This window comes from Accumulibacter sp. (assembly GCF_029255285.1).
Taxonomy (GTDB): domain Bacteria; phylum Pseudomonadota; class Gammaproteobacteria; order Burkholderiales; family Rhodocyclaceae; genus Accumulibacter.
On the sequence record NZ_JAPUVI010000087.1, the window covers coordinates 87,222 to 113,441 of the forward strand.

26 protein-coding genes, 1 tRNA gene and 1 pseudogene are annotated in these 26,220 nt (G+C 62.5%); 14 read left to right on the forward strand and 14 right to left on the reverse strand.

Features of this window, described 5'->3' with window-relative positions; all coding sequences use genetic code 11:
- The first annotated feature begins 36 nt into the window (after positions 1–36).
- Positions 37–1,875: a phosphoenolpyruvate carboxykinase (GTP) gene (locus Q1M07_RS10685; protein ID WP_300453776.1), complete on the forward strand. Its 1,839-nt coding sequence runs from the start codon at positions 37–39 to the stop codon at positions 1,873–1,875.
- Positions 1,876–1,983: 108 nt separating this feature from the next.
- Positions 1,984–3,144, forward strand: coding sequence for a pyridoxal phosphate-dependent aminotransferase (locus Q1M07_RS10690; protein WP_300453778.1), 1,161 nt, complete (start codon positions 1,984–1,986; stop codon positions 3,142–3,144).
- 82 nt (positions 3,145–3,226) lie between these two features.
- Here Q1M07_RS10690 and ampD read toward each other — a convergent pair whose 3' ends face one another.
- From ampD to Q1M07_RS10720, 6 genes are all read right to left on the reverse strand, one after another.
- On the reverse strand, positions 3,227–3,784 hold the full coding sequence (gene ampD, locus Q1M07_RS10695) for a 1,6-anhydro-N-acetylmuramyl-L-alanine amidase AmpD (RefSeq protein WP_300453853.1): 558 nt from the start codon (positions 3,782–3,784) through the stop codon (positions 3,227–3,229).
- A gap of 23 nt (positions 3,785–3,807) precedes the next feature.
- Positions 3,808–5,178 (reverse strand): sigma-54 dependent transcriptional regulator, encoded by a 1,371-nt coding sequence (locus Q1M07_RS10700; protein ID WP_300453781.1) that lies wholly within the window; start codon positions 5,176–5,178, stop codon positions 3,808–3,810.
- Positions 5,169–6,740, reverse strand: a complete 1,572-nt coding sequence (locus Q1M07_RS10705) for an ATP-binding protein (RefSeq protein ID WP_300453783.1) — start codon at positions 6,738–6,740, stop codon at positions 5,169–5,171. The genes Q1M07_RS10700 and Q1M07_RS10705 overlap by 10 nt, the downstream gene beginning before the upstream one ends.
- A 30-nt stretch (positions 6,741–6,770) precedes the next feature.
- A complete protein-coding gene (locus Q1M07_RS10710; RefSeq protein WP_300453785.1) occupies positions 6,771–7,007 on the reverse strand; it encodes a PP0621 family protein in 237 nt (78 codons plus the stop codon).
- A 134-nt stretch (positions 7,008–7,141) separates the two neighbouring features.
- A tRNA-Pro gene (locus Q1M07_RS10715) sits at positions 7,142–7,218 on the reverse strand.
- Between the two features lie 18 nt (positions 7,219–7,236).
- Positions 7,237–8,205, reverse strand: a complete 969-nt coding sequence (locus Q1M07_RS10720; protein ID WP_300453787.1) for a polyprenyl synthetase family protein — start codon at positions 8,203–8,205, stop codon at positions 7,237–7,239.
- Positions 8,206–8,367: 162 nt separating this feature from the next.
- Here Q1M07_RS10720 and rplU point away from each other — a divergent pair, with 162 nt between their 5' ends.
- The 4 genes from rplU (at position 8,368) to proB (ending at position 11,316) form a co-directional block, all read left to right on the forward strand.
- On the forward strand, positions 8,368–8,703 hold the full coding sequence (rplU, locus tag Q1M07_RS10725) for a 50S ribosomal protein L21 (RefSeq protein ID WP_300453790.1): 336 nt from the start codon (positions 8,368–8,370) through the stop codon (positions 8,701–8,703).
- 19 nt (positions 8,704–8,722) lie between these two features.
- Positions 8,723–8,986, forward strand: coding sequence for a 50S ribosomal protein L27 (rpmA, locus tag Q1M07_RS10730; RefSeq protein WP_300453792.1), 264 nt, complete (start codon positions 8,723–8,725; stop codon positions 8,984–8,986).
- 102 nt (positions 8,987–9,088) lie between these two features.
- Positions 9,089–10,192, forward strand: a complete 1,104-nt coding sequence (cgtA, locus tag Q1M07_RS10735; RefSeq protein ID WP_300453794.1) for an Obg family GTPase CgtA — start codon at positions 9,089–9,091, stop codon at positions 10,190–10,192.
- Between the two features lie 5 nt (positions 10,193–10,197).
- Positions 10,198–11,316: a glutamate 5-kinase gene (gene proB, locus Q1M07_RS10740; RefSeq protein ID WP_300453855.1), complete on the forward strand. Its 1,119-nt coding sequence runs from the start codon at positions 10,198–10,200 to the stop codon at positions 11,314–11,316.
- A gap of 100 nt (positions 11,317–11,416) precedes the next feature.
- Here the strand turns inward: proB and Q1M07_RS10745 are convergent, their stop codons facing one another.
- Positions 11,417–12,154, reverse strand: a complete 738-nt coding sequence (locus Q1M07_RS10745) for a flagellar brake protein (protein WP_300453797.1) — start codon at positions 12,152–12,154, stop codon at positions 11,417–11,419.
- A gap of 373 nt (positions 12,155–12,527) precedes the next feature.
- Between Q1M07_RS10745 and Q1M07_RS10750 the strand changes: the two genes are divergently transcribed.
- Positions 12,528–13,211, forward strand: coding sequence for a class I SAM-dependent methyltransferase (locus Q1M07_RS10750; protein WP_300453799.1), 684 nt, complete (start codon positions 12,528–12,530; stop codon positions 13,209–13,211).
- A 35-nt stretch (positions 13,212–13,246) separates the two neighbouring features.
- Positions 13,247–13,978: a lipopolysaccharide kinase InaA family protein gene (locus Q1M07_RS10755; protein WP_300453801.1), complete on the forward strand. Its 732-nt coding sequence runs from the start codon at positions 13,247–13,249 to the stop codon at positions 13,976–13,978.
- On the opposite strand, the gene Q1M07_RS10760 is transcribed toward Q1M07_RS10755, so the two are convergent.
- Together Q1M07_RS10760 and Q1M07_RS10765 are read right to left on the reverse strand one after the other, a co-directional pair.
- Positions 13,940–14,677, reverse strand: coding sequence for a GNAT family protein (locus Q1M07_RS10760; RefSeq protein ID WP_300453803.1), 738 nt, complete (start codon positions 14,675–14,677; stop codon positions 13,940–13,942). The two genes, Q1M07_RS10755 and Q1M07_RS10760, sit on opposite strands and share 39 nt — an antisense overlap.
- Positions 14,678–14,689: 12 nt before the next feature.
- Complete coding sequence (locus Q1M07_RS10765) at positions 14,690–15,901, reverse strand: MFS transporter (protein ID WP_300453805.1); 1,212 nt, start codon at positions 15,899–15,901, stop codon at positions 14,690–14,692.
- 672 nt (positions 15,902–16,573) lie between these two features.
- Between Q1M07_RS10765 and ilvB the strand changes: the two genes are divergently transcribed.
- Positions 16,574–18,253 carry an acetolactate synthase large subunit gene (gene ilvB / locus Q1M07_RS10770; protein WP_300453807.1) on the forward strand — a complete coding sequence of 560 codons (1,680 nt, stop codon included), beginning with the start codon at positions 16,574–16,576 and terminating at the stop codon, positions 18,251–18,253.
- Positions 18,254–18,256: 3 nt separating this feature from the next.
- Positions 18,257–18,565: an acetolactate synthase small subunit gene (gene ilvN / locus Q1M07_RS10775; protein WP_300453809.1), complete on the forward strand. Its 309-nt coding sequence runs from the start codon at positions 18,257–18,259 to the stop codon at positions 18,563–18,565.
- Positions 18,566–18,585: 20 nt separating this feature from the next.
- On the opposite strand, the gene bioC is transcribed toward ilvN, so the two are convergent.
- Positions 18,586–19,473 carry a malonyl-ACP O-methyltransferase BioC gene (gene bioC, locus Q1M07_RS10780; RefSeq protein WP_300453811.1) on the reverse strand — a complete coding sequence of 296 codons (888 nt, stop codon included), beginning with the start codon at positions 19,471–19,473 and terminating at the stop codon, positions 18,586–18,588.
- Between the two features lie 6 nt (positions 19,474–19,479).
- Positions 19,480–20,469: a biotin synthase BioB gene (gene bioB / locus Q1M07_RS10785; protein ID WP_300453812.1), complete on the reverse strand. Its 990-nt coding sequence runs from the start codon at positions 20,467–20,469 to the stop codon at positions 19,480–19,482.
- A 69-nt stretch (positions 20,470–20,538) separates the two neighbouring features.
- On the opposite strand from bioB, the pseudogene Q1M07_RS10790 reads away from it, so the two are divergent.
- Positions 20,539–20,730 (forward strand): annotated as a pseudogene (locus Q1M07_RS10790) (double zinc ribbon domain-containing protein); the annotation flags it as partial.
- Between the two features lie 39 nt (positions 20,731–20,769).
- A complete protein-coding gene (locus Q1M07_RS10795) occupies positions 20,770–21,246 on the forward strand; it encodes a ComF family protein (RefSeq protein WP_300453857.1) in 477 nt (158 codons plus the stop codon).
- 64 nt (positions 21,247–21,310) lie between these two features.
- Here Q1M07_RS10795 and Q1M07_RS10800 read toward each other — a convergent pair whose 3' ends face one another.
- The 3 genes from Q1M07_RS10800 to Q1M07_RS10810 form a co-directional block, all read right to left on the reverse strand.
- Positions 21,311–22,201 (reverse strand): adenylate/guanylate cyclase domain-containing protein, encoded by an 891-nt coding sequence (locus Q1M07_RS10800; RefSeq protein WP_300453814.1) that lies wholly within the window; start codon positions 22,199–22,201, stop codon positions 21,311–21,313.
- A 79-nt stretch (positions 22,202–22,280) separates the two neighbouring features.
- Positions 22,281–23,162, reverse strand: a complete 882-nt coding sequence (gene ttcA / locus Q1M07_RS10805) for a tRNA 2-thiocytidine(32) synthetase TtcA (RefSeq protein WP_300453816.1) — start codon at positions 23,160–23,162, stop codon at positions 22,281–22,283.
- Between the two features lie 27 nt (positions 23,163–23,189).
- The gene (locus Q1M07_RS10810; RefSeq protein WP_300453818.1) at positions 23,190–23,927 is read right to left on the reverse strand and encodes a pteridine reductase; all 738 of its coding nucleotides are present in this window, start codon (positions 23,925–23,927) and stop codon (positions 23,190–23,192) included.
- Between the two features lie 114 nt (positions 23,928–24,041).
- Here Q1M07_RS10810 and Q1M07_RS10815 point away from each other — a divergent pair, with 114 nt between their 5' ends.
- Together Q1M07_RS10815 and Q1M07_RS10820 are read left to right on the forward strand one after the other, a co-directional pair.
- Entirely contained in the window at positions 24,042–24,896 is an 855-nt protein-coding gene (locus Q1M07_RS10815) for a hypothetical protein (RefSeq protein WP_300453820.1), read from the forward strand.
- A 34-nt stretch (positions 24,897–24,930) separates the two neighbouring features.
- Positions 24,931–26,115 (forward strand): SAM-dependent methyltransferase, encoded by a 1,185-nt coding sequence (locus Q1M07_RS10820; RefSeq protein WP_300453822.1) that lies wholly within the window; start codon positions 24,931–24,933, stop codon positions 26,113–26,115.
- Positions 26,116–26,220 lie beyond the last annotated feature (105 nt).

The window sequence follows — 26,220 nt, forward strand, 5'->3', positions numbered from 1 at the left end:
ATCCAGCTTCTCTACCTTCCTTCGAGAGTGATTACCATGAACCAGACTGTTTCCATCAATGCCCCCGACTACGTCAAACATGAACGCCTGAAACAGTGGGTTGCGGAAATCGCGGCCCTCACCGAACCCGCTCAGGTGGTCTGGGCTGACGGCTCGCAAGAAGAATACGACCGCCTCTGTGCCGAACTGGTCGAGGCCGGAACCTTCATCAAACTAAAGAAGCGCAAGAATTCCTTCCTCGCCTTTTCCGACCCTTCCGACGTCGCCCGGGTCGAAGACCGCACCTATATCTGTTCCGAGAAAAAGGAAGACGCCGGTCCAACCAACAACTGGGAAGACCCCGCCAAAATGCGTGGCATTCTTGCCGGCCTGTTCAAAGGCTGCATGAAGGGCCGCACGATGTACGTCATCCCGTTCTCGATGGGCCCGATCGGTTCACCCATCGCTCAGATCGGCATCGAAATCAGCGATAGCGCCTATGTGGTGGTCAACATGCGCATCATGACCCGTATGGGCAAGGACGTTTTCCCGGTGCTCGGTACCGACGGCCCCTTCGTGCCCTGCGTACACTCGATTGGTGCACCTAAAGAGCCTGGCCAGAAGGATCCGCGCTGGCCTTGCAACCCGACCACCAAGTACATCGTGCACTATCCTGAGACGCGTGAAATTTGGTCCTATGGCTCGGGATATGGCGGCAACGCACTGCTTGGCAAGAAATGCCTGGCTCTGCGCATCGCCTCGAACATGGCACGCGACGACGGTTGGATGGCAGAGCACATGCTGATCCTCGGCGTCGAGTCGCCCGCCGGCAAGAAACACTACGTTGCCGCCGCTTTCCCGTCGGCTTGCGGCAAGACCAATTTCGCGATGCTGGTGCCGCCGAAGAGCATGAGTGGCTGGAAGATCACGACCATCGGCGACGACATCGCCTGGATCAAACCGCGCCAGGACAAGGACGGTGTGACCCGTCTCTACGCCATCAATCCGGAAGCCGGGTTCTTCGGCGTTGCTCCGGGTACGAACGACAAAACCAACTTCAACGCCATGGCCTCGCTGGCCGAGAACACCATCTTCACCAACGTCGCGCTGACCGACGACGGCGACGTGTGGTGGGAAGGAATGGGCCCGGCGCCGGCACACGCCATCGACTGGCAAGGCAACGACTGGACGCCGGAAATCGCCAAGGAAAAAGGCACCAAGGCGGCGCACCCGAACTCGCGCTTCACGGCGCCGGCGGCCCAGTGCCCGTGCATCGACGAGCAGTGGCAGAACCCGGAAGGCGTACCGATTTCGGCCTTCCTGTTCGGGGGTCGCCGCGCCTCGACGGTGCCTTTGGTTTGCCAGACCCGGGACTGGGAACATGGTGTGTACGCCGCCGCCACCCTCGGTTCCGAAACTACTGCGGCCGCTTTCGGCCAACAGGGTGTCGTGCGTCGCGATCCGTTCGCCATGCTGCCGTTCTGCGGCTACAACATGGCCGACTACTACAGCCACTGGCTGAAGATGGGTAGCGTCACCGACAAGCCGGTGCCGATCTTCATGGTCAACTGGTTCCGCATGAACGAGAAAGGCGAGTTCGCCTGGCCGGGTTTCGGCGACAACGCCCGTGTGCTCAAGTGGATCATCGGGCGCTGTGAAGGCACGGCTGCCGCCAGAGAAACCACGCTTGGCTGGATGCCCAGCTACGACGACATGGACTGGTCGGGCGCCGATTTCTCGCCCGCCGAGTTTGCCGGCGTGACCAGCCTCGACAAGGAAGCTTGGCTGAACGAGCTCGAGGGCGTCAAGGACTGGTTCGGAAAGATGGGCGACAAGCTGCCTGCCAAGCTGGCCGACGTCCGCGACGAGTTCGAGAAGCAGTTCCAGGCCGCCTGAACCAAGGGTGTCGGCGCAAGAGGCCGCCTGCGGGCGGCCTTTTCTTTTCGCCTGCGATACGCCTTGTCGCTAAACTGTGCGCTTCTCCCCGATTATCGCCCCCACATCATGGCCACCTTCCCCGCCAGCCGCCTTACCGACATTGCCCCCTTTCACGTCATGGAGTTGATGGCACGCGCCAGAGCGCTCGTCGCCGCCGGCCGCGACATCATCCACATGGAAGTGGGCGAACCGGACTTTCCGACGCCGGAACCGATCATTGCCGCCGCCCAGGCGCACATTGCCAGCGGCCGCGTGTTCTACACGCCACCGCTCGGAATTCCTGAACTGCGCAACGCCATCGCGGCGTTTTACGCTACCCGTTACGGCTACGACCTCGCACCTTCTCGCGTCGTCGTCACAGCCGGCGCCTCGGGGGCGCTGCTGCTGGCCATGGCCTGTCTCGCCGAACCAGGTGGCGAATGGCTGCTCACCGATCCCGGCTATCCCTGCAACCGCAATTTCGTGCGCAGCTTCGAGGGCGTTCCTGTCGCTCTTCCGGTGCAGGCCGCAAACAACTTCCAGCCGACGCTGGACGATCTGGAAAAGCAATGGAAGGAGCGCACGATCGGCGCCCTTTTCGCTTCGCCGGCCAATCCCACCGGAACCCTCATCGACGATGACATCCTGCGCGCGATCGCCGAATTCATACGGCAGCGGAAAGGACAACTGATCGTCGACGAGATCTACCACGGCCTGATCTACGAGCGGGACGCGGCAACAGCGCTGCAGTTCGGCGACGACATCTTTGTCGTACAGAGCTTTTCCAAGTACTTCAACATGACGGGTTGGCGACTGGGCTGGCTGGTCATCCCCGAACGTTTCAGCCGCGACATCGAAAAGCTCGCCCAGAACCTCTTCATTTCGCCATCGGCGCCGGCACAGCATGCGGCACTCGCGGCTTTCGCGCCAGCGACGCTCAGCCTCCTCGAAACCCGGCGCCAGGAGTTCAAGCGCCGACGAGACTTCCTCGCCCCGGCTCTGACAGACCTGGGTTTTCGCCTGCCGGCCAGAGCGGACGGTGCCTTCTATCTCTACGCGGATTGCAGCGCACTGACCCGGGACAGCGACCGATTCGCCCATGCGCTGCTCGAATCGGCCGGGGTAGCCACCACGCCTGGCCTGGACTTCGGCGCCAACGCGCCGGAAAGGCATCTGCGCATTGCCTACACCGCTGACGTTGAACGTCTGGCTGAAGCGGTCGAGCGAATCCGCCGCTTTCTCGGTTAAGCGGCTTGGCGGGCACGCTGCTTGGTCTGCGCGTCGTCCACCCCGACCGTGCCACCGGTATTCGTCCAGTGCGGCGCCCGTGTCATCCGAGCCGCCGGAAGCGACCGGGCAGGTCGCCGATCGACGCCAGACGCTGCCAGTCGAAACAGGGGCCGGGGTCGGTCTTGCGGCCAGGCGAAATGTCGCTGTGACCGACCACGGCATCGATCGGGTAGTGGGCGGCGAGACGCCCGATCAAGGCTAGCAAAGCCGCGTACTGGGCATTCTCGAAGGGCAACTCGTCGCAGCCCTCCAACTCAATTCCGAGCGAAAAGTCGTTGCAACGCGGTCGCCCATTCCATTCCGACAGACCGGCATGCCAAGCCCGCTGCCAACAGGAAACGAACTGAATCACGCGGCCGTCGCGACGAATCAGGAAATGCGCCGAGACTTGCAAGCCACTGATTTGCGAGTAGTACGGATGGGCGTTGGGATCGAGTTGGTTGGTAAATAAACGGATGATGTCGTCGCCAGCGAACTGCGCTGGTGGCAGGCTGATCGCATGCACAACGATCAGCGACACCGTTTCGCCTGGCGGACGATCGTCGCAATTGGGCGATTCGATGCGTGACGCCTCGCTCAACCAGCCGTCGACTTCCATCCCGAACGTCACGGCTTGCCGCTTCACTCTTCGATGCCGAGCCGCTCAATGCGATAACGCAGCGAGCGGAAGGTCACGCCGAGCAGCCTGGCGGCCGCTGTGCGGTTGAACGCCGTCTTGGTCAGGGCTTCGACAATCGCTTGCTTCTCGACACGGTTGAGATAATCGTCGAGCGTCTCGCCATCCCTCCCGAGACTGTCGCTGACCGCCGTTTCCGGCGCCAGTTGCAGATCCTCGAGTACCACCGCATGGTTGCTGCACAGCGCCGTCGCCCGCTCGAGGATGTTTTCCAGTTCGCGCACGTTGCCGGGAAAACTGTAGACTTTCAGCGCTTGCATGGCCTGCGGCTCCACGCTCGGCGCTTGAGGTCCGCAGATACGCACGAGCAAGGCTTGGACCAGGGGCTCGACGTCCTCGTGCCGCTCACGCAGCGGCGGCATCCTCAGCTCGATGACGTTCAGCCGATAATAGAGATCCTGGCGAAATGTCCCGGCGTCGACGCATTCCTTTAGCATGCGGTGAGTAGCCGAAATGATGCGCACATCAACCGCCTCCTCCACGGTACTGCCGACCTTGCGCACCTTCTTCTCCTGAATGGCGCGCAGCAACTTGACCTGCATCAATAGTGGCAGATCGGCCACTTCGTCGAGAAACAGAGTGCCGCCCGCCGCCGCCTGGAAGAAGCCGGCCCGGTCACTCTCGGCACCGGTGAACGCCCCCTTGCGGTAGCCGAAGAACTCGCTTTCCATCAGGTTTTCTGGAATCGCCCCGCAATTGACGGGGACGAAGGGCGCACCTCGGCGCGCACTGTGATCGTGAATCAGGCGCGCGGCGAGTTCCTTGCCGGTACCCGACTCGCCGGAAATATACAAGGGCGCCTGGCTGCGCGACAGCTTGTCGATCATCTGGCGAACATGCTCTATCGCTGCCGACTGGCCGATCAGTTGCGCCGCCGGTCCGGCCGTCAGCCCCTCGTCGACCACTCCGCTGCGGGCGGGCAGATTCAGCGCCGACTTGATCAGGCTGCGCAACTGTTCGAGCGCCACCGGCTTGGCCAAATAGTCGAACGCCCCTGCCTTCAAGGCGGCGACAGCGTTCTGGGCGCTGCCGAAAGCCGTGATCACCGCCACCGGCGTCTCACCATAGCGTTCCCCGATCAAGCGCACGATTTCCAAACCCTCGCCATCCGGCAGACGCATGTCGGTCAGGCACAACTGGTAGCGTTGTTTCTCCAGCAACTGCCGAGCCTGTGCCACGCTCGCCGCGCAGTCGGCTGAAAGCCCCATCCGGGCCACGGTCAGGTCAATAAGTTCGCGGATGTCCGCTTCGTCGTCGACCACCAGAACCCTCGCCAACTCGCCGCGCGGCCGTCTCTCTACTTTGCCTATTGACATCCGACACTTCTCCCGAGGATACGAAAATCGGCGCCCGGACGCTGGCCCTGCAGTTCGAGTTGCGCCCCATTTGCCTCACAGAGTTCGCGCGCGATATAGAGGCCCAAACCCGTACCGCGATGGCGGGTGGTAAAAAACGGCTCGAAGATCTGTTCCCGCAATGCCTCGTCCACTCCCTCACCATCGTCGATTACGTGCAGTTCCACCTGACCGTCGCCGCGGCCATCGCGAACCACCAACCGAACACTACCGGCGACACGGCGCGAATGGCTCAGTGCGTTACCCAGGAGGTTCCACAGCACCTGATGCAAATGTGAGCGGTCAAAACATAATCTGGCCACCCCCGAAAACTCAAGAACGAGAACATCGGCAGGCAAATCCTCTTTGACCAGATATTCCTCGATAAACAGGGGCAGAGCCTCGCGCAGGTCGATCAGCTCGCGATAGGCGCGATCTCGACGCCCCAACTGCAGGACGTCACTGACGATGCGGTCAAGACGCTGGGCGTTGTCGAGCACGATGCGCAACAGTCGCTCGTGCATCTCGCCCCGCCGCTCTTCACGCAGCAGTTCGCCGGCGTGACTGATGGCCGACAGCGGATTGCGAATCTCATGGGCAATATTGGCCGTGAGACGACCGAGTGCCGCCAGTTTGAGCTGCCGCGCCTGCTCGCGCAAACGACCCATGTCCTCGAGAAAGGCCAGCACATCACGTTCGGAGGTCTCGGTCGGAACAAAGCTGGCGCGCAAGTCGAAGCCACTCGCTGGCACACGCGCCAGGACGGCCTCGCCGCTTACACCCTGGCTCCAGGCGAGAAAACCCTGTGCGAGTTCGGACGAGCACTGCGCCAGGAGGAAGTTGTTGCTTCCATTCAGTCCCAGCAGTTGCTGGGCGCGCGGGTTACTCTGCTTGACCCTGCCGTCACGGCTGAGCACGAGAACGCCGTCCTGCATCTCTTCGATCACGCGCTGGCTGATCAGCGTCTGATTTCTCAGATCTACACCACGCTGGCGCGCCAAGGCCTCGTTGGCAATCACCCGCCGCGCCAGCAAGCGCGCCAATACGGCGACCGCGAAGAAGGCCGAACTGAACACTCCGGCATTAAAAAAACCCACCGCCGCGAAGTCGCTCTGTAAGGCGCGGTAGGACTGCTCCGAAAGGATGGCGAGTGTTGCCAGCGCGGCATAGAACAGCACCAGGCGACCCTGACCGACCAAGCCAGCACCGGCCAGCGTGACCAGCAGCATCGAGCCAAGACCACTGCCCAAGCCACCACCGAAATGAATCAGCAAGGTGATGACCAGCACGTCGACCAGCACGCTGGCGGTCAGTTGCATGCTGGCGTGTCGACGATGACGATAGGCGACAAGCACCGCCGCCGCGGCAGTCAGAAGATACAGCGCAGCCAGCAGGCGCGGGTGCTGCAGTCCCTGCTGCAGACCGAGAACGGGAAAAGCGGATGGGTACAGGAGGAGCGCGAAGAGGAGGAGAGACGCCACCGCGCAGCGATAGAGGTTGAAGTAGCGCAGCGACTTCCAATGAGTCTCAGAGAAAGCCTCCAAGCCAACATCCACCGAGCTCAACATGGCCGCTCAGTGGTCGTCGGACCGAGCCTCACGAAGGTGGGCGGCACTGCAGTAGTACAGTCCATCGGCGAGGATGCTCTCGCTGACCGGTTGATTCACGCCGCAGCGTGCGCACCGTACCATGCTCTCGGCTTCGGGCGGCGCTCCACGTTCCGGTCGCGCTCCCGGCCGTGACTGGCGGGTAGCGCGCCAGAGCCACCAGACAACACCGAGCAGAGCCACCAGTAGGAGGTATTTCGTCATGGCTAGAAGTATCCTGCGGTGCCGCTCAGCATAGCAGAAGCCGACGGTGAGAGAGCAAGGTGCCACGAATCGACACGAAAGTCCGGAGGCAGATCAAAACGGACGCGCCAGATGCCGGCGCACGAATGTGTCGATGGTCGGGGCGAGAGGATTCGAACCTCCGACTCCTGCGTCCCGAACGCAGTACTCTACCAGGCTGAGCTACGCCCCGACCGAAGCATTCGCCGCGCTAGTAGTTTCTGGCGACGGCGAAGAGGGATAATTCTAGCAAGGAATCCTTGTATTGAGAAGCTGGCAGCGCAGCCAGCGCCGCGGCAGCGAGTTCGGCCTCCGCCCTGGCCTTCCGTCTCGCATAATCGAGCGCTCCAGTGGCACGAATTGCGGCTAGAACATGTGGAAAATCGTCGCGGCCACCGCTCTCGATGGCTCGCCGGACGCTCGCCGCCTGCTCAGCATTGCCGTGTTGCAGTACAAAAATAAGAGGGAGCGTCGGTTTGCCCTCAGCCAGATCGTCGCCCAGGTGCTTGCCGGTTTCGACCTCGGCACCCGAATAGTCGAGCACGTCGTCGATCAACTGAAACGCCGTTCCGAGGTGAATGCCGTAGCTCGCCATCCCTTGTTCGACAGCCGCCGATCCGCCGCCGAGGATGGCACCGAGTTGCGCGGCCGCCTCGAACAGTTTGGCCGTCTTGTAACGAATGACTTGCAGATAGCCCGCCTCGTCGACGTCGGCGTCATGGCAGTTCATCAACTGCAGCACTTCGCCCTCAGCGATGACGTTGGTGGCGTCGGACAGAACCCGCATGACGCGCATGTCGTCGACCGCGACCATCATCTGGAAAGCACGCGAGTACAGAAAATCGCCGACCAATACGCTGGCCGAGTTGCCGAAAATCGCGTTGGCTGTGTCCCGACCGCGTCGCAGGTCGGACCCATCTACGACATCATCATGCAGGAGCGTGGCCGTGTGAATGAACTCGATGACTGCCGCCAGTTCGTGGTGATGTGTTCCGCGGTACGCCAGAGCGCCGGCCGAGAGCAACACGAGCGCCGGGCGCAAGCGCTTGCCGCCGCTCTGTATGATGTACTCGGCGACCTGTCGGACCAATGCCACGTCGGAATGCAGGCGCTGGCGGATTACCGCGTCAACAGCCGTCATATCGGGCCCGATCAGGTTGAAGAACTGCTCCATTCTCACGACACGGCACCTTGCGACAAAAACTGCGGAATCTTAGGCGTCGCCCTGTCCGGCGTCAAGCGACGCCGACTCACTGGCCACGCAAACCCTTTGACGGAACCGCGAAACTACGTATAATGCAGGGTTCTTCGCTTCACTTTGTCTAGCTTTTTGGAGTCCAACATGTACGCGGTGATAAAAACCGGGGGCAAGCAGTATCGCGTTGTCAGCGGCGAAAAACTGAAAATAGAACAGATACCGGCAGAAGTTGGCGCAGAAGTTGTTCTTGACCAGATTCTGATGGTTGGCGAAGGCGAGACCGTCACGGTCGGCACACCGACGGTCGTCGGCGCCACGGTCAAGGCTACTGTGCTTTCGCAGGGCCGTCACGACAAGGTCCGCATCTTCAAGATGCGTCGTCGCAAACACTACCAGAAGCACCAGGGGCATCGCCAGAACTACACCGAGATCCGGGTTGACCTCATCGCCGACGGTGCAGCACTGGTTCCTTCGGACTGAATTGAGAGGAGTTTGACTCATGGCACACAAGAAAGCAGGCGGCAGCGTACGCAACGGCCGCGATTCGGAAGCCAAGCGTCTCGGCGTCAAGCGCTACGGTGGGCAGCTGGTTCGCGCCGGAAACATCATCATTCGTCAGCGCGGCACCGAGTACCACCCGGGTGAAAACATGGGTATCGGCAAGGATCACACGCTGTTCGCACTGGTCGACGGCCACGTCCAGTTTGCTGTCAAAGGGGCTCTGCGTCGCCGCACGGTGAGCATCGTTCCGGCGGCGGCCTGAACGACCTCGCACCGGCTGCCTGGCAGCCGAGGCGGCACAAAGCCCTATCCTTGCCGGTAGGGCTTTTTGTTTTTCAATCGGATAGCGGGAAAAGAGAAGAGAATGAAGTTCATCGATGAGGCGCGGATTTTCGTTGCGGCCGGCGACGGCGGCAACGGTATCGCCTCGTTCCGGCGCGACAAGTATGAGCCTGAGGGCGGGCCGGACGGCGGCGACGGCGGGCACGGCGGCAGCGTGCATTTCGTCGCCGACCGCAACGTCAACACCCTGATCGAATACCGCTATGTCCGCCGGTATCGCGCACAACGCGGCAGCAATGGCGGCTCGAGCGACCGCTACGGAAAACGTGGCAAGGATCTCACCTTGCGCGTTCCCGTCGGCACCGTCATCACCGATGCGAACACCAACGAGCTTCTCGCCGATCTAGACCGGGACGGCAAGACGCTACTGCTCGCCAAAGGGGGTCGCGGAGGGCTGGGCAACATTCACTTCAAATCCAGTGTCAATCGTACACCTCGCCAATGTACACGGGGTGAAGCCGGCGAGCAAAGAGAACTTTGGCTGGAACTGCGCCTGTTGGCCGACGTCGGTCTGCTCGGTCTGCCCAATGCCGGCAAGAGCACTTTTCTGCGTGCCGTTTCGGCAGCGCGCCCAACCGTGGCCGACTATCCCTTCACCACTCTGCACCCGCACCTGGGAGTGGTACGCCCATATCCGGACAAAAGCTTCGTGATGGCCGATATCCCGGGCTTGATCGCGGGTGCCGCAGCGGGCGCCGGGCTCGGCATTCGTTTTCTCAAGCACCTCAGCCGAACGCGTTTGCTGCTGCACCTTGTCGACCTGGCACCGCCCGATCCGAGTGCCGATCCAATCGGCGATTCTCTGAACGTCCTCGGCGAACTGAAGAAATATGATCCAGATCTGGCGAAAAAGCCACGCTGGTTCGTTTTCAACAAGCTCGACCTGCTTCCCGAGGCCGAGCGTGAGCCACGTATCGACGCGTTTCTCAAAGGTGTCGGTCTAACCGGCAGCACCTTTTTCGGGATCAGCGCGATGCGCGGTGACGGTTGCCACGCGCTGACGCAGACGTTGCAGGAGGTGCTCGATCGGATGCCGGCGGCACCGACGACCATCGTCAGACCAAACGACGGTACGACCGGAGAAGTTCATTCCGACGGCCTGTTTGCCGACCACCCGAACTCGTGACGAACATCGCCATTAGCCGTATCGCTACCGCCCGCCGGCTGGTCGTCAAGGTTGGCTCCGCGCTGGTCACCAACAACGGCGAAGGTCTCGACCTTGGCGCCATCGACGAATGGGCCAGGCAGATCGCCAACCTGCGGCAGATGGAGCGGCAGGTCATTTTGGTTTCCTCCGGTGCCATCGCCTGTGGCATGCAGCGCCTCGAGTGGCGTAAGCGACCGCGCGCCGTACACGAACTGCAGGCCGCCGCCGCCGTTGGCCAAATGGGACTGGCTCAAGCCTACGAAAGCGCATTTGCCCGCTACGCCTTGCATACCGCACAGATACTGCTTACTCACGACGATCTGGCCGATCGCAAGCGTTACCTCAATGCGCGCTCGACCTTGAGCACGCTGCTCGAACTCGGTGTCGTACCCATCATCAACGAGAACGACACGGTCGTGACCGACGAAATCAAGTTCGGTGACAATGACACGCTCGGCGCGCTGGTGGCCAACTTGGTCGAGGCGGATTGCCTCATCATTCTGACCGACCAGGAAGGCCTGTTTACTGCGGACCCGCGCAAGGACGCCGACGCCACCCTGATCGCCGAAGCGCGCGCTGGCACCCCGCTGCTCGAGAGCATGGCCGGCGGCAGCGGTACGCAGTTTGGCAAGGGTGGCATGATTACCAAGGTGATTGCCGCTAAGCGTGCGGCGCGCAGCGGTGCTCACACCGTCATCGCCAGCGGACGCGAGGCAAATGTCATGCTCCGGCTGGCGCAGGGTGAGCCGCTCGGTACGCTACTGGTATCCGAAACGCCGGCGCTGACGGCACGCAAGCAATGGCTTGCCGACCATTTGCAGTTGAACGGCAAGCTGACCCTCGACGGCGGCGCAATCCGCGCCCTGCGCCAGGGGAAAAGCCTGCTGCCGATCGGGGTCGTTGCCGTACAGGGCGAATTCGAGCGTGGCGCGGCAGTGGCTTGCATCGCCGACAACGGCCACGAAGTGGCGCGCGGCCTGGTCAACTACGGCAGCAGCGACGCACGGCGCATCGCACGCCGCGCTAGCCAGGACATCGAAGAGATCCTCGGCTATATCGACGAGCCGGAGATCATCCATCGCGACAACATGATCCTGCTCTAGAACGCCTGTCAGTCAACCAAAAAGCGCTGGGCGGCCGTGAACGATGACGGCGCTCGCCAAACGAACGGCAGCGAAGCGGATTGACCGACTACCCGATACCTCAGCGCGACGCGTCGGCCAACGTCTGATAGACGAAGGCGGTCAGTGCGATAGCCGCCTCGTCGGACAGGCCGGCGAACTGTACGCCATGCAAAAACTCGCCGCCGACGTCCTGCGAGACAGAGCGGATCGCAGCATCAATTGACGTCAAGAACTCGATCTCCCTGATATGCATCCGAAACTTGATCGACAACAGATCATCCTTGCTGCCTAGCCGGGTCTTCGAAGAAAGAAGCGCTCCGCTGACGCTGAGGTTGGTCAAAACCCCGGCGGCGGTCACAGTTCGGGTATCCTCACGCATGGCGACCGCGCAGATGATGCGCACGGGGACCCTCTCTCCCGTGCGAACCACCAGCCCTCGCACCTGCGGCGGATAGCTCAGGTGCATGTGCGGGAAAGGGACGCTCGATGCCTTCAGGACGTTGGCCGTGAAAGCATACGCATTCTTACCAGAAAAAAAGCGGACGACAAATGCCTGCCCTTCACGTACGTAGCAGACCGCGCCATCCGCTTCGGGCATCGTTACGAGTACGCTCTTGGCTCTGAGATAGCCGATCAGCTTGACGTAGTAACGGACTTCCGCCTGCTCGGTCTGGATCTGGAAGGCATCGCCGATGGCCACTTTGGTTTGCTCGAAAGGAACGACCCGCTCGCCCGACTGTTCGAGCCGGCTGTTTTCACCGGCGTCTTTGTCAACACGACTGCCTGCCATGCTCACCTTTGAGCCCAGCGTCCCCATGATACTCCTCCCCCCTGTCCGTCACGGCCGCGAAGTGCGTGGCCGGCGAAAAGCACCGCTGCCGGGAAACGCGACGTATTCGCGGCCTCTGTCGGGTGAAAGGCCCGACACGGCGGCACTCTTGCGCACGTTGCCCCCGCGCCACCCGAACTGTACCGGCCGAGCCCACTGAATCCGAGGCCAAGGCTCCGATAATAAACGACTTTACGGGCCGACAAGAGGATTCTTCGAGACCACTGTCGCGACCCCGGCGAATCAATGCAAATGCCATTATTTCCGGAGGCCTCTCAGCGGCACGCCGAGCGGCTCCATGGTATGCTGTGTTTTTCCGCATGCCAGCCCTGCCCCCGGGCACCAGCCGCCGAGCGACCACATGAACGACCAGCAGAAACCGGCCATTCACCTGTCTTTTTCCGAAAAGTACACTGACGATCATTCGCGGCAGTACTTCGAGAAACACCATCGGAAGAAGCTTTCCGACCGGATGGAACATCGGATGGCCGAACGCGCACTGGCACTGGCCGGCAAACCGGCTTCGATACTCGACCTACCTTGCGGCACGGGCCGCTTCTGGTCGATGCTGGCAGCCGACCCGCAGCGTCAACTGATCGCCGCCGACTATAGCCAAGCCATGCTCGACGTGGCGGCGAAGGTTCGCGATCCCGCGGTGGTGAGCCGTTTTCGCCTGCTGCAGTGCTCCGCTTTTGCGATCACCTTGCCCAACGACAGTGTCGACTGCATATTTTCGATTCGCCTCATGCATCACATCGGCGAACCGGCCAACCGTATCGCCATGCTCAAGGAGTTTTGGCGCGTGACACGCAATACCGTCATCCTGTCTCTCTGGGTCGATGGCAACTACAAGGCCTGGCGCCGCCGCAGGCTCGAAGAAAAGCGCCGACTGGGCGGTGAGAAGAGTGATAACCGCTTCATCGTTCCGAGCGCGCAATTCGAACAGGAATGCCGCGCTGCCGGCTTCGTGATCGTTGGCCATGTCGATTTCCTGCCGCACGTGTTCATGTGGCGGACTTACGTTCTGCGCAAGAAGTCCCCCTAGCGTCGGGCAATCGGTAAGCGAAGATGAACGCGCCGATGAAAGGCCGCGACATGTTTCCCGATCAGAAAGCGCGCGCGCAAATGGCCGCTAGCGGCCTGGACGCCTTCGACGCGCTGTGGTCGCTGAGCGGCGACTGGCACGAAGCCCCTAACGAAAGACGTGGCGGGTGGAGCGGTGTCAGCCGCCACAAGCTGGCCGACGACAGCGCGATTTTCCTGAAACGCCAGGAAAACCACCTTTGCCGGACCTTACGCCATCCGTTTCGCGGCGTTCCGACTTTCTATCGCGAATACCTCAACATCCGGCGTCTACAGCAAGCGCACATCGGGGCCGTCGAAGCTCTGTATTACGGCGACCGGCTGACGGCAGGGTGCTGGCGTGCGATCCTGGTCACGCGCGCGCTGGAAGACTTCGTGAGTCTTGACGAGTGGAACGCCACGCCTGGCCACGACGAGCCGGCGCAGCGCCATGCGCTGATTCGGGCCGTTGCCATGGCCTGCGCCCGACTTCACCATCACCGCCTGCAACATAGCTGCCTGTATGGCAAGCATGTCTTTGTCCGCCGCTCACCACCGACGCTGCGCGCCTACCAGGAAACGGACGTCCGCTTCATCGATCTAGAAAAGTTGCGCCGTGGCCTCAGCCGCGGACGGGTCGGCGCGCACGATCTGGACCAGTTGATGCGCCATACCGCGGACTGGACGGACGACGAACGCGCGATGTTTCGGTCAGTCTACCGCCAGCAGCGAGCGGTTTTGGAGAGATGACCGGGTAAGCGCCGACAGAGCGACGCGTTGCTTGCCGGCGGCGTCGAAATTGGCCGGGTCCAGCCAGCGTACGAAGGCCTTGTCGAGTTCCGGCCAGTCCCGGTCGAGCACGGCATACCAGGCGGTATCCCGATTGCGCCCCTTGACCACCGTTGCCTGTCGGAAGATGCCTTCGAACGACAGACCGAGGCGTAGCGCGGCTCTACGTGACGCTTCGTTGAGGGCATCGCACTTCCACTCACAACGCCGATAACCCAGTTCAAACGCCTGCTTCATCAGCAGATAAAGCGCCTCGGTGGCCGCAGGCGTCCGCCGCAGGCGCGGCGCGAAATTGAGGTGTCCGATTTCGATCGAGCCGCCCGCGGGAACAATTCGCAGGTAGCTGGCAACGCCCAGCGCCGCATTCGCTGACCTTTCGATAACGGCATAGAACAGTCGGTCGCCGTCGAGGCAGGTCGTTTCGACCCACTCTCGATAGCGGTCCGGGCTGGAAAATGGCCCATATGGCAAATAGGTCCACGTACGCCCGTCGACGTCGGCGGCGTTTTCGGCGTACAGACTGGCCGCATGCCGCTCGGCAGCCAAGGGCTCGAGCCGTGAATAACGACCTTCCAGCACTTGACCGGAAGGAGGCGTCGGTTCCCGCCACCCCGTCAACAACTCGCCGACGGGTTGTCCAAGCGCGTTCAATCGGCACATGCCTGTCTGTCCTCAGGCCACTTCGGCGTTGCGCGGCGCGGCTTCCCGGATTGGCAGATTGCACAGTGCCGCTCCCGCCGCAAGTACGATGTCGGCCTGCCACATCCAGGCATAATCGCCGAACCGGGTAAGTGCGATGCCCCCCAGATAGGCCCCGAAGAAGCCGCCTATCTGGTGTGCGAGCAGGCTCATGCCGAACAAGGTGCCGAGATAGCGCACCCCGAAGAGTTTTCCGACGATCGCTGCCGTTGGCGGCACGGTGGCCAACCAGGTAAAGCCTAAGCCGGCGGCAAAAATGTAAAAGGTCAGCTCGGTCTTAGGTGCCGCCAGGTAAAGCGCGACCATTACCGCCCGCGAAGCGTACATCCAGAACAACACGTTCCTGCTGCGATAACGGGCGACGCAGGAACCGGCATAGAGGCTGCCGAGGATATTGAACACTCCGATGATCGCCAGCGCCCAACTGGCTACCGCCGACGGCAAACCGCAGAGGTTGACTTCGCCAGGCAAGTGAGTAACCAGGAAAGCGATATGGAAACCGCAGGTAAAAAAACCCAGGTTCAGAAACTGGTAGCTACGATCGGCCATCGCGTGCTGAACGCTAGGCCACAGGCCGGCCTCACCACTGGTCCGCGGAAGCGGAGTATCGAGCGGCTTCGAAACGACTGGAACAAGGGGTATGGCCGCCAGCGTCATCAGTGCTAGCGACCACATCGCGCCCATCCAGCCGATCGTTTGAATAAGCGCCTGCAGCAGAGGAGCGAAGACGAACTGACCGAACGAGCCGCCAGCGTTGATCACTCCGGACGCGGCACCGCGTGCTTCGAGCGGCAGCCGCTGGCTGGAAGCGCCGATCAAGACCGAGAAGCTGCCGGCTCCCGAACCAATTGCCGAGAGTAAGCCCAGCGAAACGATCAGGCCCCAGGAACTGTTCATCCACGGCGTGATCGCACTGCCGAGCGCGAGCAGCAACAGCCCGCCGAGCAACACGCGGCCCGGTCCGAAGCGGTCGGCCGCCGCGCCCGCCAGCGGCTGTACCGCGCCCCAGGTAAACTGACCGATAGCCAGTGCCAGGCTGATCGACGCGATACCCAAACCCGTGCTGGTATTGAGCGGCGAAACGAAAAGTCCGAGCGATTGCCGGGCTCCCATGGTAACCATCAGTATTCCTGCCGCGGCCAGGGTTATTGCCCACAGGGAGGGTCGATCGAGCGTTCGGAACATCGCAGAGGGTTTCGTAAGGAATGAGCAGGTTTGTGCCAACGCGGATCGCGTGCCGATGAGCCAGTGGCTAAGCCCTCGGGCCGTGGACTTGCTGGCGCCATCCAATCAGCAAAGGACGACGTTGCATTGCGAAGTCCACCAGCACCTCGCCGCGTAGCGTAGCGAACGAGTTGACCCGTGTCTACCCTAGCTGCCGCCTGTCGTTCCAAACACGCCTTTCTCCTCGCCGTAGCCAGGCGATGGGGATGGAGACCGGCGATCAGGGATACCAGTCGAGGCACGGCGGCGAGGAAGAACTGGCCGCACTGTACGGACCAATTGTTCCATCCACAGATACCTACAAGAGGCTTGCATTTCTGGCGACTCTCGGTTCTAATCGAACCTTCGCTTTGGTGACTTTGATCCGGAAACGATGTTTTGCTCCGACGACATTCGCCGTGCCCGACTCGCCGCAACTGACACCGCAGTTGGCGGCGTGCTTGGCGTTTCGGTAGGCGTCGCGTCGGTACGAGTACCGACGAACGCACCGTCGAGGGCAGGAAGCTAAGTCGAAGCGCAATAAAGCACAACAGATTCCAGAACCCCCGCCGGTGAGTGCCGGTCGGGGGTTTTGCTTTTTCTGCCCGACGCCCGGCGACACCGAAATCCGCAGTTTTTTCCTAGGAGAGTCCCTTGTCCACGCAAAGACCCGAAACCATCACCGGTGCGCAAATCCTTGTTCGCCTGCTCGAACGACAAGGCGTTCGGACGGTAGCCGGCATTCCTGGCGGAGCGATTTTGCCAGTGTACGACGCGCTGTCGAAATCGACCATTCACCACGTCCTGGCCCGACACGAACAGGGCGGCGGCTTCATGGCGCAAGGGATGGCGCGAGCCACCGGTGTACCGGCGGTATGTATGGCTTCTTCGGGACCCGGGGCAACCAATCTGTTGACAGCGATCGCCGATGCCAAGCTCGATTCGATCCCGCTGGTAGCGATTACTGGCCAGGTACCCAAACCGATGATTGGAACCGACGCGTTTCAGGAAGTTGATACCTATGGGCTGAGCATCCCGATTACCAAGCACAACTTTCTCGTCGGTTCGGCGGACGAATTGCTGGCGGTCATCCCACGCGCCTTCCGCATTGCCGCTTCGGGTCGTCCCGGGCCGGTGTTGGTCGACATACCGAAAGACGTGCAGAATCAACTGGTCGAGGTCAGCGAGTGGCCGGCGCCGGGCGTGGCCGACCAGATCGCGGCGCCGGATGCCGACCTGATCGCCAGCGCGGCGGCGATGATCAATTCCGCCTCCAGGCCGATACTCTACCTCGGCGGCGGTGTCGTGCATTCGGGTGCGGCGGAGGCCGCCGTCGCACTGGCCGAAAAAGCGGGTCTGCCGACCGTGATGACCTTGATGGCGCTCGGTGCGATGCCGGTCGATCACGCCCTGTCGCTCGGCATGCTCGGCATGCACGGCGCACGCTGCACCAACCTGGCGCTCGACGAGTGCGATTTGCTGGTTGCCGTCGGGGCTCGCTTTGACGACCGCGCCACCGGCAAAGTGGCTGGCTTTTGCCCACAGGCGAAGATCATTCACATCGATATCGATCCGTCGGAACTCGATAAGATCAAAACCGCCCATGTCGGCATCGCCGGTGACGTACGGACGGTTCTGGAACTGCTGCAGCCCGCCATCGCGTCGCCGCAGCGCCAGCCTTGGCTGGAACGAGTGGCCCACCTGAAGACGGAACATCCTCTGCGCATGCCCGGTATCGACGACCCGCGTACGCCCTATGGCCTGATCCGTGCCGTCGCGAGTTGCCTCGACGACGAGGCGACGATCACGACCGATGTCGGTCAGCACCAGATGTGGGTCGCGCAAGCCTATCCTTTACGGCGGCCAAGACAGTGGCTGACTTCGGGGGGACTTGGCACGATGGGCTTCGGCATGCCGGCAGCAATCGGCGCGGCGCTCGCCGAACCGCAACGGACGGTCGTCTGCTTCTCCGGCGACGGAAGCATCCTGATGAATGTTCAGGAACTGGTTACCGCGGCCGAGGAGAACGTCAACGTCAAGATCGTACTGATGAACAACTCGTCGCTGGGGCTGGTTTTTCAGCAACAGACCCTGTTCTACGGCGAGCGCATCTATGCGTCGAAATTCAAGGGCATGCCAGACTTCATCCGGGTCGCCGAGGGTTTCGGGGTACCCGCCATCGATCTGGACAAGGAGAGCGACCCCCTGGCAGCGCTGTCCGCCGCCTTGTCGTCGCGCGGCCCGATGCTGATCCACGCCAGCATCGCCATGCACGAACAGGTGCTGCCGATGGTACCGCCCGGTGCCGCGAACAAGGAAATGATCGGAGGTTGAACAATGAACTCGCTTACAACAACGGAAAACCAGGCACTGGCGCGCGCGGTGCTGGAACTCGACGTCAACAACCACGCGGGCGTCATGTCACACGTCGTCGGCCTCTTTTCACGGCGCGCGTACAACGTCGAAGCCATTCTGGTCATGCCGGTGGGCAGTGGCGCGATGAGCCGCATCTGGCTGCTGGTCAATGAAGACGAGCGCCTCGAGCAGATGGTCAAACAGGTCGAGAAGCTCGAGGACGTCCTGGCCGTGCGCCGGCACGGCGCCGAGCATGAGGTCTTTGTCCGGCTCGAGGAGTTTTTCGTCTAGCCAAAGAAGCGCCTGCCGCGTCAGCGAGCTCGCTGGCGCGGCTCAAAATGGATGATCGATCGCCCGTCGGTCGTCTGTTTCGGACGTGCTCGCCAGGCATGTCCGTAAACCACTTCGAAGGTCGCCGGCAAGCGGCCTTCGCGCGCCAGTTGCGCATAGGCGGCGCGCGCCGCCGCCCAAGTCGAGCGCCCGGCGAGGCCCCGGCGACGCGCCTGCATCGCGCATGCCGAGCCACTCCGGCGCAAGTCGGCGAGCAAGTCGCCAAAGTCCCCATAGGTCATCGTCAATGTCTCCGCATCCATCACCGGATCGGCGAAACCGCATTCGACCAGCATGTCCCCGTAGTCGTGCAGGTCGGTGAAATGCTGCGTATGAACGTAACCATCGGCAAAACTCGCGCGCAGCTCCTTCAGCGTATCCGGCCCGAACGTCGAGAACATCAGGAGGCCGCCCACTTCGAGCAGGCGATTGGCCTCGCGGAACACCGATAGCGGGTCGTCCAGCCAGTGCAGCATCAGGTTCGACCACAACAGGCCGAATGACTGCGCCGGCAAAGGCAGGGCCGTTGCCTCAGCGGCCAGCAACAAGGGTCGATGGGCTCTCAGAAACGGCAGCCACCAACGCCAACGTGCGTGCTGGCGTTGGCCTGCACGCAGCATGCGCTCGCTGAGATCGGCGCCGACCAGGAGGGCGTCAGGGTAACGTTCGTGCAGGGCCGTCAGGCTGGCGCCGGTCCCGCAACCCAGGTCGAGCACTCGCCGTGGCTCGAGGCGTACGTAATCGAGCCGCTCCAGCATGCGTTTGCCGATTTCGCGCGGCAAGATCGCCGCCTCATCGTAACTTGGCGCCGCCCGCGCGAAGTTTCGCTGCACTTGGCGTTGATCGACCAAGCGCACGGGCACTTCCATCAGCCGCTAGATCGGCCGCAGCCCGAGCTTCTCGAAGAGGGCTTGGTCACGGTCGGCTTCCGGATTGCCGGTGGTCAGCAGCTTGTCACCGTAGAAAATCGAATTGGCCCCGGCCAGAAAACACAGGGCCTGCAATTCTTCTGCCATCGCCTGACGGCCGGCGGACAGGCGCACGAAGCTCGCCGGCATGGTGATGCGTGCCGCCGCGATGGTACGCACGAACTCGAAGTTGTCGATCGGCGCGACCTCGGCCATCGGCGTACCGGGAATCGGCACCAGATTGTTGATCGGTACCGATTCCGGTGGCGGATTCAGGTTCGCCAGTTGCACGATCAGCGCGGCCCGATTGCGCCGTGTTTCGCCCATCCCGATAATTCCGCCGGAGCACACCTTGAGACCGGCTTCGCGCACCTGGCCGAGTGTATCGAGGCGGTCGGCGTGCTTATGGGTCGTGATCACCTGCCCATAGAACGAGGCGTCGGTATCGAGGTTGTGATTGTAGTAGTCGAGGCCGGCCTCCTTCAGTTCGTCGGCCTGCCCCTCCTTGAGCATGCCCAGGGTGACGCAGGTCTGCAGACCGAGGCCTTTGACAGCGCGGATCATTTCGGTGACTTTCGTCAGATCCTTATCCTTCGGCCCCCGCCAGGCGGCACCCATGCAGAAGCGCGAGGCGCCCTTGTCCTTCGCCGCCTGCGCCGCGGCGAGGACTTCTTCGAGCGGCAGCAGAGCCTCACGCTCAGTGCCGGTACTGTAGCGTGCGGCTTGCGAGCAGTAGCCACAGTCTTCGGAACAACCGCCAGTCTTGACGGAAAGCAGTGTCGAGCGTTGAATCTCGTTGGCGTCGAAGTTATCCCGGTGCACCTGCTGCGCGCGGAAGAGCAGATCCATCAGTGGCAGTTCGTAAAGTGCTTCGACCTCAGCGACTGTCCACCCGGCGAGGCGCGCCGTCGCGGGCCGGTCGGGAGTGAGCGTGGCGGCTTGCGGTGTTGCGTTCATGAGTCAACCTATGGGTAGGGAAAAGTCAGGAGCCCGGCAATAGGGAATTCTTTGGCGAGCGTTTCGAGGATGTCAATCTTAACTCAAAGCGCCAGGCTGTTCCGCAGATCGTATGAGCGACTGTTCGTGCAGGACTGTCTGCTATGCGGCGGGAACAGTGGGCCAAGCCTGCTCTGTGTTGCCTGCACGGCAGATCTGCCGCGACTTCCAGCCGCCGGCTGCCCACGCTGCGCATTACCGACACCGAATGGCGACGTATGCGGCCGATGCCTGGGAAAACCACCCCACTACGATGCGGCTTTGGCCGTCTACCGCTACGACTTTCCGATCGACAAGCTGATCCAGGCGTTCAAGTACGGACACCGCTTGGCACTCGGACACCATTTCGGCGCATCGCTTGCGGAGATTTCAGCCCGGATCGACGCCAGCCTGATCGTTCCCATGCCCTTGCACCCCTTGCGCCTGCGCGAGCGTGGTTTCAATCAAGCGCTCGAACTGGCACGCCCGCTCAGTCGATACAGCGGAATACCGATCGCGACGCGCGCCTGTAGCCGAATCCGTCACACGACGGCGCAGGCCGATCTGCCTTGGCGCGAACGCGCCAGCAATGTTCGCGGCGCTTTTCACTGCGCGGCGGACCTCACCGGCCAGCGGCTGCTCCTGGTCGACGACGTCATGACCACCGGCGCGTCGCTCGACGAATTGGCCCGGACGGTGAAGCTGCATGGGGCGGCGCAGGTGACGCTGCTGGTCCTCGCTCGCGCCTTGCCGCCCTAAGAGCGCCGGGCCAGACTGACAAAACCTGGGTGTTGAGCTCGCCTGTGCCTGCTCGGTCAGTCGATCAAAGGACCTCGAATTCGGCCAGATCGGCGCCCGGGCTGCTGGCCGAGGCGGCGAAAGCAATAATCCCACTGTCGCGAAGGACGATCTCCTCGCGGCGAACGAGCAACTCCGGGCCGCCGGTGACGGTCACGAAAGTGCCGTTGGTGCTCAGGTCGCGCAGGACGAAGGTCTCGCCTCGCCGTTCGATCTGAGCATGGTGGCGGGAAGCACGGCGATCGCGGACGGTGAGGTCGCAGCCGGAGTCGCGGCCCAACAGCAGTTTTGGCCGGAGGCGGTCGAGCAGCTTGACATGCCCGGCGTAGCGGACGCAAAGCCGCACCTCTCGCTCGCTGCGCGGCAGCGGCGGCGAAGCGACGGCTTCCTTTGCCCCTTGGCTACCGGATTTCGGCCACGAGACTTCGAAAACCCGCTGGTCCGTCGTCTGGCCCTTGATCGACAAGCCCTCCAGGCAGCGGGTCGACGAGCGCCAAAGGGGCGACAACAAGGCCTGTGTTTCCGCCGTGGTCAATATCTGTCCCGGCCCGGCCATTCCCGCCAAACACTCAGCGGCATTGACGCAACTTCCAACGCCTTCGCCAACCACCTGTCCATGGTGAAAACCGGCACGGATGGCGAGCTTGATGCCGGAAACGGGAGGCAGGTCGGCAACCCGCCGCTGCATGGCGATAGCCGCCTGGCAGGCATCGTCTGCGTTGTCGAAGAGCGCGGCAAGGTCATCACGGGTCGTTCTCACGATACGCCCGCGAAAGCCGTCGACACCCCGCAGGATGCGCTTCATGCAGCGCTCGATGGCGTGCAGCGCCTCCGTGCCGCCAAGTTTTTCGAACAGGCGGGAGCTTCCCGACACGCTGACAAACAGGGCCGACAGCATTTCCCCATCGCGACTCATGGCACTAATTCCCCCACCCCTATTGCTCTTTCTCTCCGCCAGCCATGGCGAGTTTGCCGCTTCATGCGCTTCATGCGGTTCATGCCTTCACCACGGAAAACGGCAGCGTCCTCGCTACTTGCCAATTCGGGTCGGGCGCTCGGACGCCGAACAGCGGCCTGCCTTCCAGCGCCAGTTCGTCGCCGGCACGCAGGCCCTGGAAATCGAACAGGGATTGGTCGGCAAGATGCGAGGGCACGACCTTCTGCAACGCGGAGAAAACGACTTCGCTGCGGCCCGGGTAGCGGCGGTCCCAGTCGGCCATCATTTCTCGGACCTTCTGGCGCTGCAGGTTGTCCTGTGAGCCGCAGAGATTACACGGAATGATCGGAAACGCCATGCCACGCGCGAAGCGGGCGATATCGCTCTCGCTGCAATAGGCCAGCGGCCGGATCACGACATGGCTGCCGTCGTCGGTCGCCAGCTTGGGAGGCATCGCCTTGAGCTGGCCAGTAAAGAAGAGGTTGAGAAACAGCGTGTGAACGATGTCGTCGCGATGGTGCCCGAGTGCGATCTTGTTGGCGCCGAGCCGCTTGGCAGTGCGATAGATGGCGCCCCGGCGCAAGCGCGAACAAAGCGAACAACTCGTCTTGCCGTCGGGTATCTTGTCTTTGACCACCGAGTAGGTATTCTGCTCGACGATATGGTACTCGACGCCGATCTGCGCCAAATAGCTCGGCAACACCTCGGCCGGAAAACCGGGTTGCTTCTGGTCGAGATTCATCGCGATCAAGCGGAAATCCACTGGCGCGCGCTGACGCAATGCGAGCAGCAGCGACAGCAGGGTATGGGAGTCCTTGCCACCAGAGATACAGACAAGAACCGTATCGCCGTCCTCGATCATGCGGTAATCGGCGATGGCTTTGCCGACTTGGCACTCGAGGCGTTTTCTCAAGCGAAGCAGGGTGTTCGACAAGGGCACCGGAATCCTCTCCAAAGGCATGACGGTCTAGAGATGAGCGGTACGGCCGCCATCGACGTTGATTACCTGGCCAGTCACATAAGCCGCATCAACCAGCAGATAGCGCACCGCACGGGCAACATCGCGGGGTTCGCCGGCTCGCTGCAACAAGGTATGGCCGACGATCGCCTGGCGCGCGGCCTGATCGAAAACGTCGCTTTCCGGCCAGAAAATTGGACCTGGCGCGACCGCATTGACCCTTACCCGTGGCGCCAGATCGATCGCCAAAGCGCGGGTCAATCCGAGCAGCCCCGCCTTGGCGGCGCAATACAGCGGATAACCGGCAAGCGGTCGTTCGGCATGAATGTCGGTGATGTTGACGACGGATCCGTGTACCGCCAGCAGATGGGGGGCGGCAGCCTGTGTCAGAAACAAAGGTGCTTTGAGGTTGGTGCCAACGAGATCGTCCCAGGCCGCCGAATCGATCGCGCCGAGGCGGGTAGGGAAAAAACTCGAGGCGTTGTTGACCAGCGCGTCGAGGCGGCCGAAACGAGCGACAGTGGCAGTCACCAACTCGGACAAAGCTTCGATGGACAGCAGATCGGCTTGCGCGCAAGCCGCCGAACAAGGTCGCGCCGAATTCAATTCGGCGGCCAGCGCCTCGGCGGCGTCCGATGCCCGCCGGTAATGCAGCATGACCCGAGCGCCCGCGGCGTGCATCTCGCGCGCAATCGCCGAGCCCAATCGCCGCGCCGCGCCGGTCACCAATATCGCTTTCCCTTCCATCTCGAGTTCCAGGTCGGCACCAGCGCGGATTTTAACGGATTCCGCTCGCCGCTCCCGGAAAATCGGGTATCGCCGCGGTAAACTGGCGAACCACTCAATCGCGGGAGAAAGCGCATGGGACAACCGGATCAAGCACTCGACGCCGACGAGCTTTTGGCGCTGGCCGAACGCGCCGCGCAGCTCCCGGCGGCCGACGCCGAGTGGGTCGGCCGTCTGTTCCAGGAAGTGTTGCGCGCACGTTCGCACGAGGCCGAGTTGCTGCGGCAGGCCGCGCGGGTGGCGGAACCGGACGCGGCGGCGACAACGGACGACGACCTCGACGATCGCCTGCTTCAGGTGGCCTTCGACACCGCCGAGTGGCTGCGCACGCTGTGGGAAGTCGGCTACATGGGCGCCGGCAGCTTTCGCTCGGAACCGCGCTCTGCCTTCCCCAGCGTCGATCTGGAAGACATCAGGCGATCCTCCTTGTTCGCCCGGATTCGCTGCGGCAAGCATGTTCTCCCGTTCCCGCCGCCAACCCGCCACGGCGTACCCTGGCATGCGCTGCTCGACAGCGGCGAGCAGACTCACGCGGTCGCCGCAGAAATCATTGGCGACGAGAGCGAGACGCCACTGGGAGCCATCATCGAAGGTTGCCCGGAGTGGAACGTCATTCGCCAAACAACCGAAGATCAGGAATATGTCGTTCAACATCAGGGGAAGGGACCGACCTACCGACTGCACCTGGCCAAAGATGGCGCGGCCCAACTGCGTCGCGAGCCACCGGCGTCGACACGCAAGATCCACCTGGAAGGCCACAGTGGATTCCACCGCTATACGCTCGAATGGCCGGAAGGCGACGGCCAGACGCGGTGCGTGACCTTGCGCGCCGCCACCTGGGAACGGGCGGAATCCGAAGCCGAGCACTGGCTGGCCAACACCCATCCGGAGATGTACGGTCAGATCCGTTTCGAAAAGTGCGACGACTGACGAATGATCGGCGCCGACGGCGAGCCGTGGCCTCATGTTGAGCCGCGGCCCGCACCCGGCCGCGTCGTTGCCCGCGCCGACAGCCGATGCGCTCGAACATAGCCAGGCGCTCAGCGGGCACATTGCGGCCCGGATCGCCGACGCTGACGGCTGGATCGGTTTTGATCGCTTCATGCAGCTCGCGCTCTATACGCCAGGCCTAGGCTATTACTCCGGCGGCGCGCGAAAATTCGGCGCGCCCGGCGACTTCGTCACGGCGCCGGAACTGGGCCCGCTTTTCGGTCAGACTATCGCGGCGCAAGTGGTGCAGCTTCTCGCTCTGGGCGCGCCCCATATCATCGAGGCGGGAGCCGGAAGCGGCCAACTCGCGGTCGACCTGCTGCGCGAACTCGAGCGGCGCGCTGTGCTTCCCGAGACCTACGGCATCCTCGAACTGTCGGGTGAACTGCGCGCGCGCCAGCAAGCCATCCTCGGCCGCGATGCGCCTCACCTGCTGTCGCGCGTGCACTGGCTCGATGCCTTGCCGGAACGCTTCGCCGGGTTGCTGCTGGCCAACGAGGTCCTCGATGCGATGCCGGCCCATCTGGTGTGCTGGAACGAGGGAAGCATTGCCGAGCGCGGGGTCGGTCTCGACGGCGGGCGCTTCGTGTGGCTCGACCGCCCGGCAGGTGGCAGGCTTCTGGAACGTGCGCGCGAACTCGCCGCCGAATGCGCGATACCCCCCGGCTACCTGAGTGAAATCTCGCTCGTCGCACCGGCCTGGGTGACCGAGTGGGCAAGCGTGCTCGAACAGGGCGCGCTACTGCTGATCGACTACGGTTTCCCGCGCCACGAGTACTACCACCCGCAGCGCGATTCCGGAACGCTGATGTGCCATTACCGCCATCACGCCCATGGCGAGCCCTTCTTCCTGCCGGGATTGCAGGACATCACCGTACACGTGGATTTCACGGCGATCGCCGAAGCCGGCTGTGAGGCGGGTCTCGATCTGCTCGGCTACACCACGCAGGCGAACTTTCTTTTCAACTGTGGGTTGACGGAAGTGTTGGCACGTACCCCGATCAGCGACCCCGGGCGCTACCTGCCACTGGCCAACACCGCGCAGAAACTCGTCTCCCCGGCGGAAATGGGAGACATTTTCAAGGTCATCGCTTTCGGCAAAGGCATCAAGGAAGCGCCGCTCGGTTTCCTGGCCGGCGACCGCAGCGTGACACTATGAGCAGTCGGTCGCGCGCCGGCTACGCGTAACTGCTGACGCAACGGCAGGTGGCCGTGGAGATGATGCCATGAACCTCCAGTACGAACGAATGCTCGCCTTGTGCGA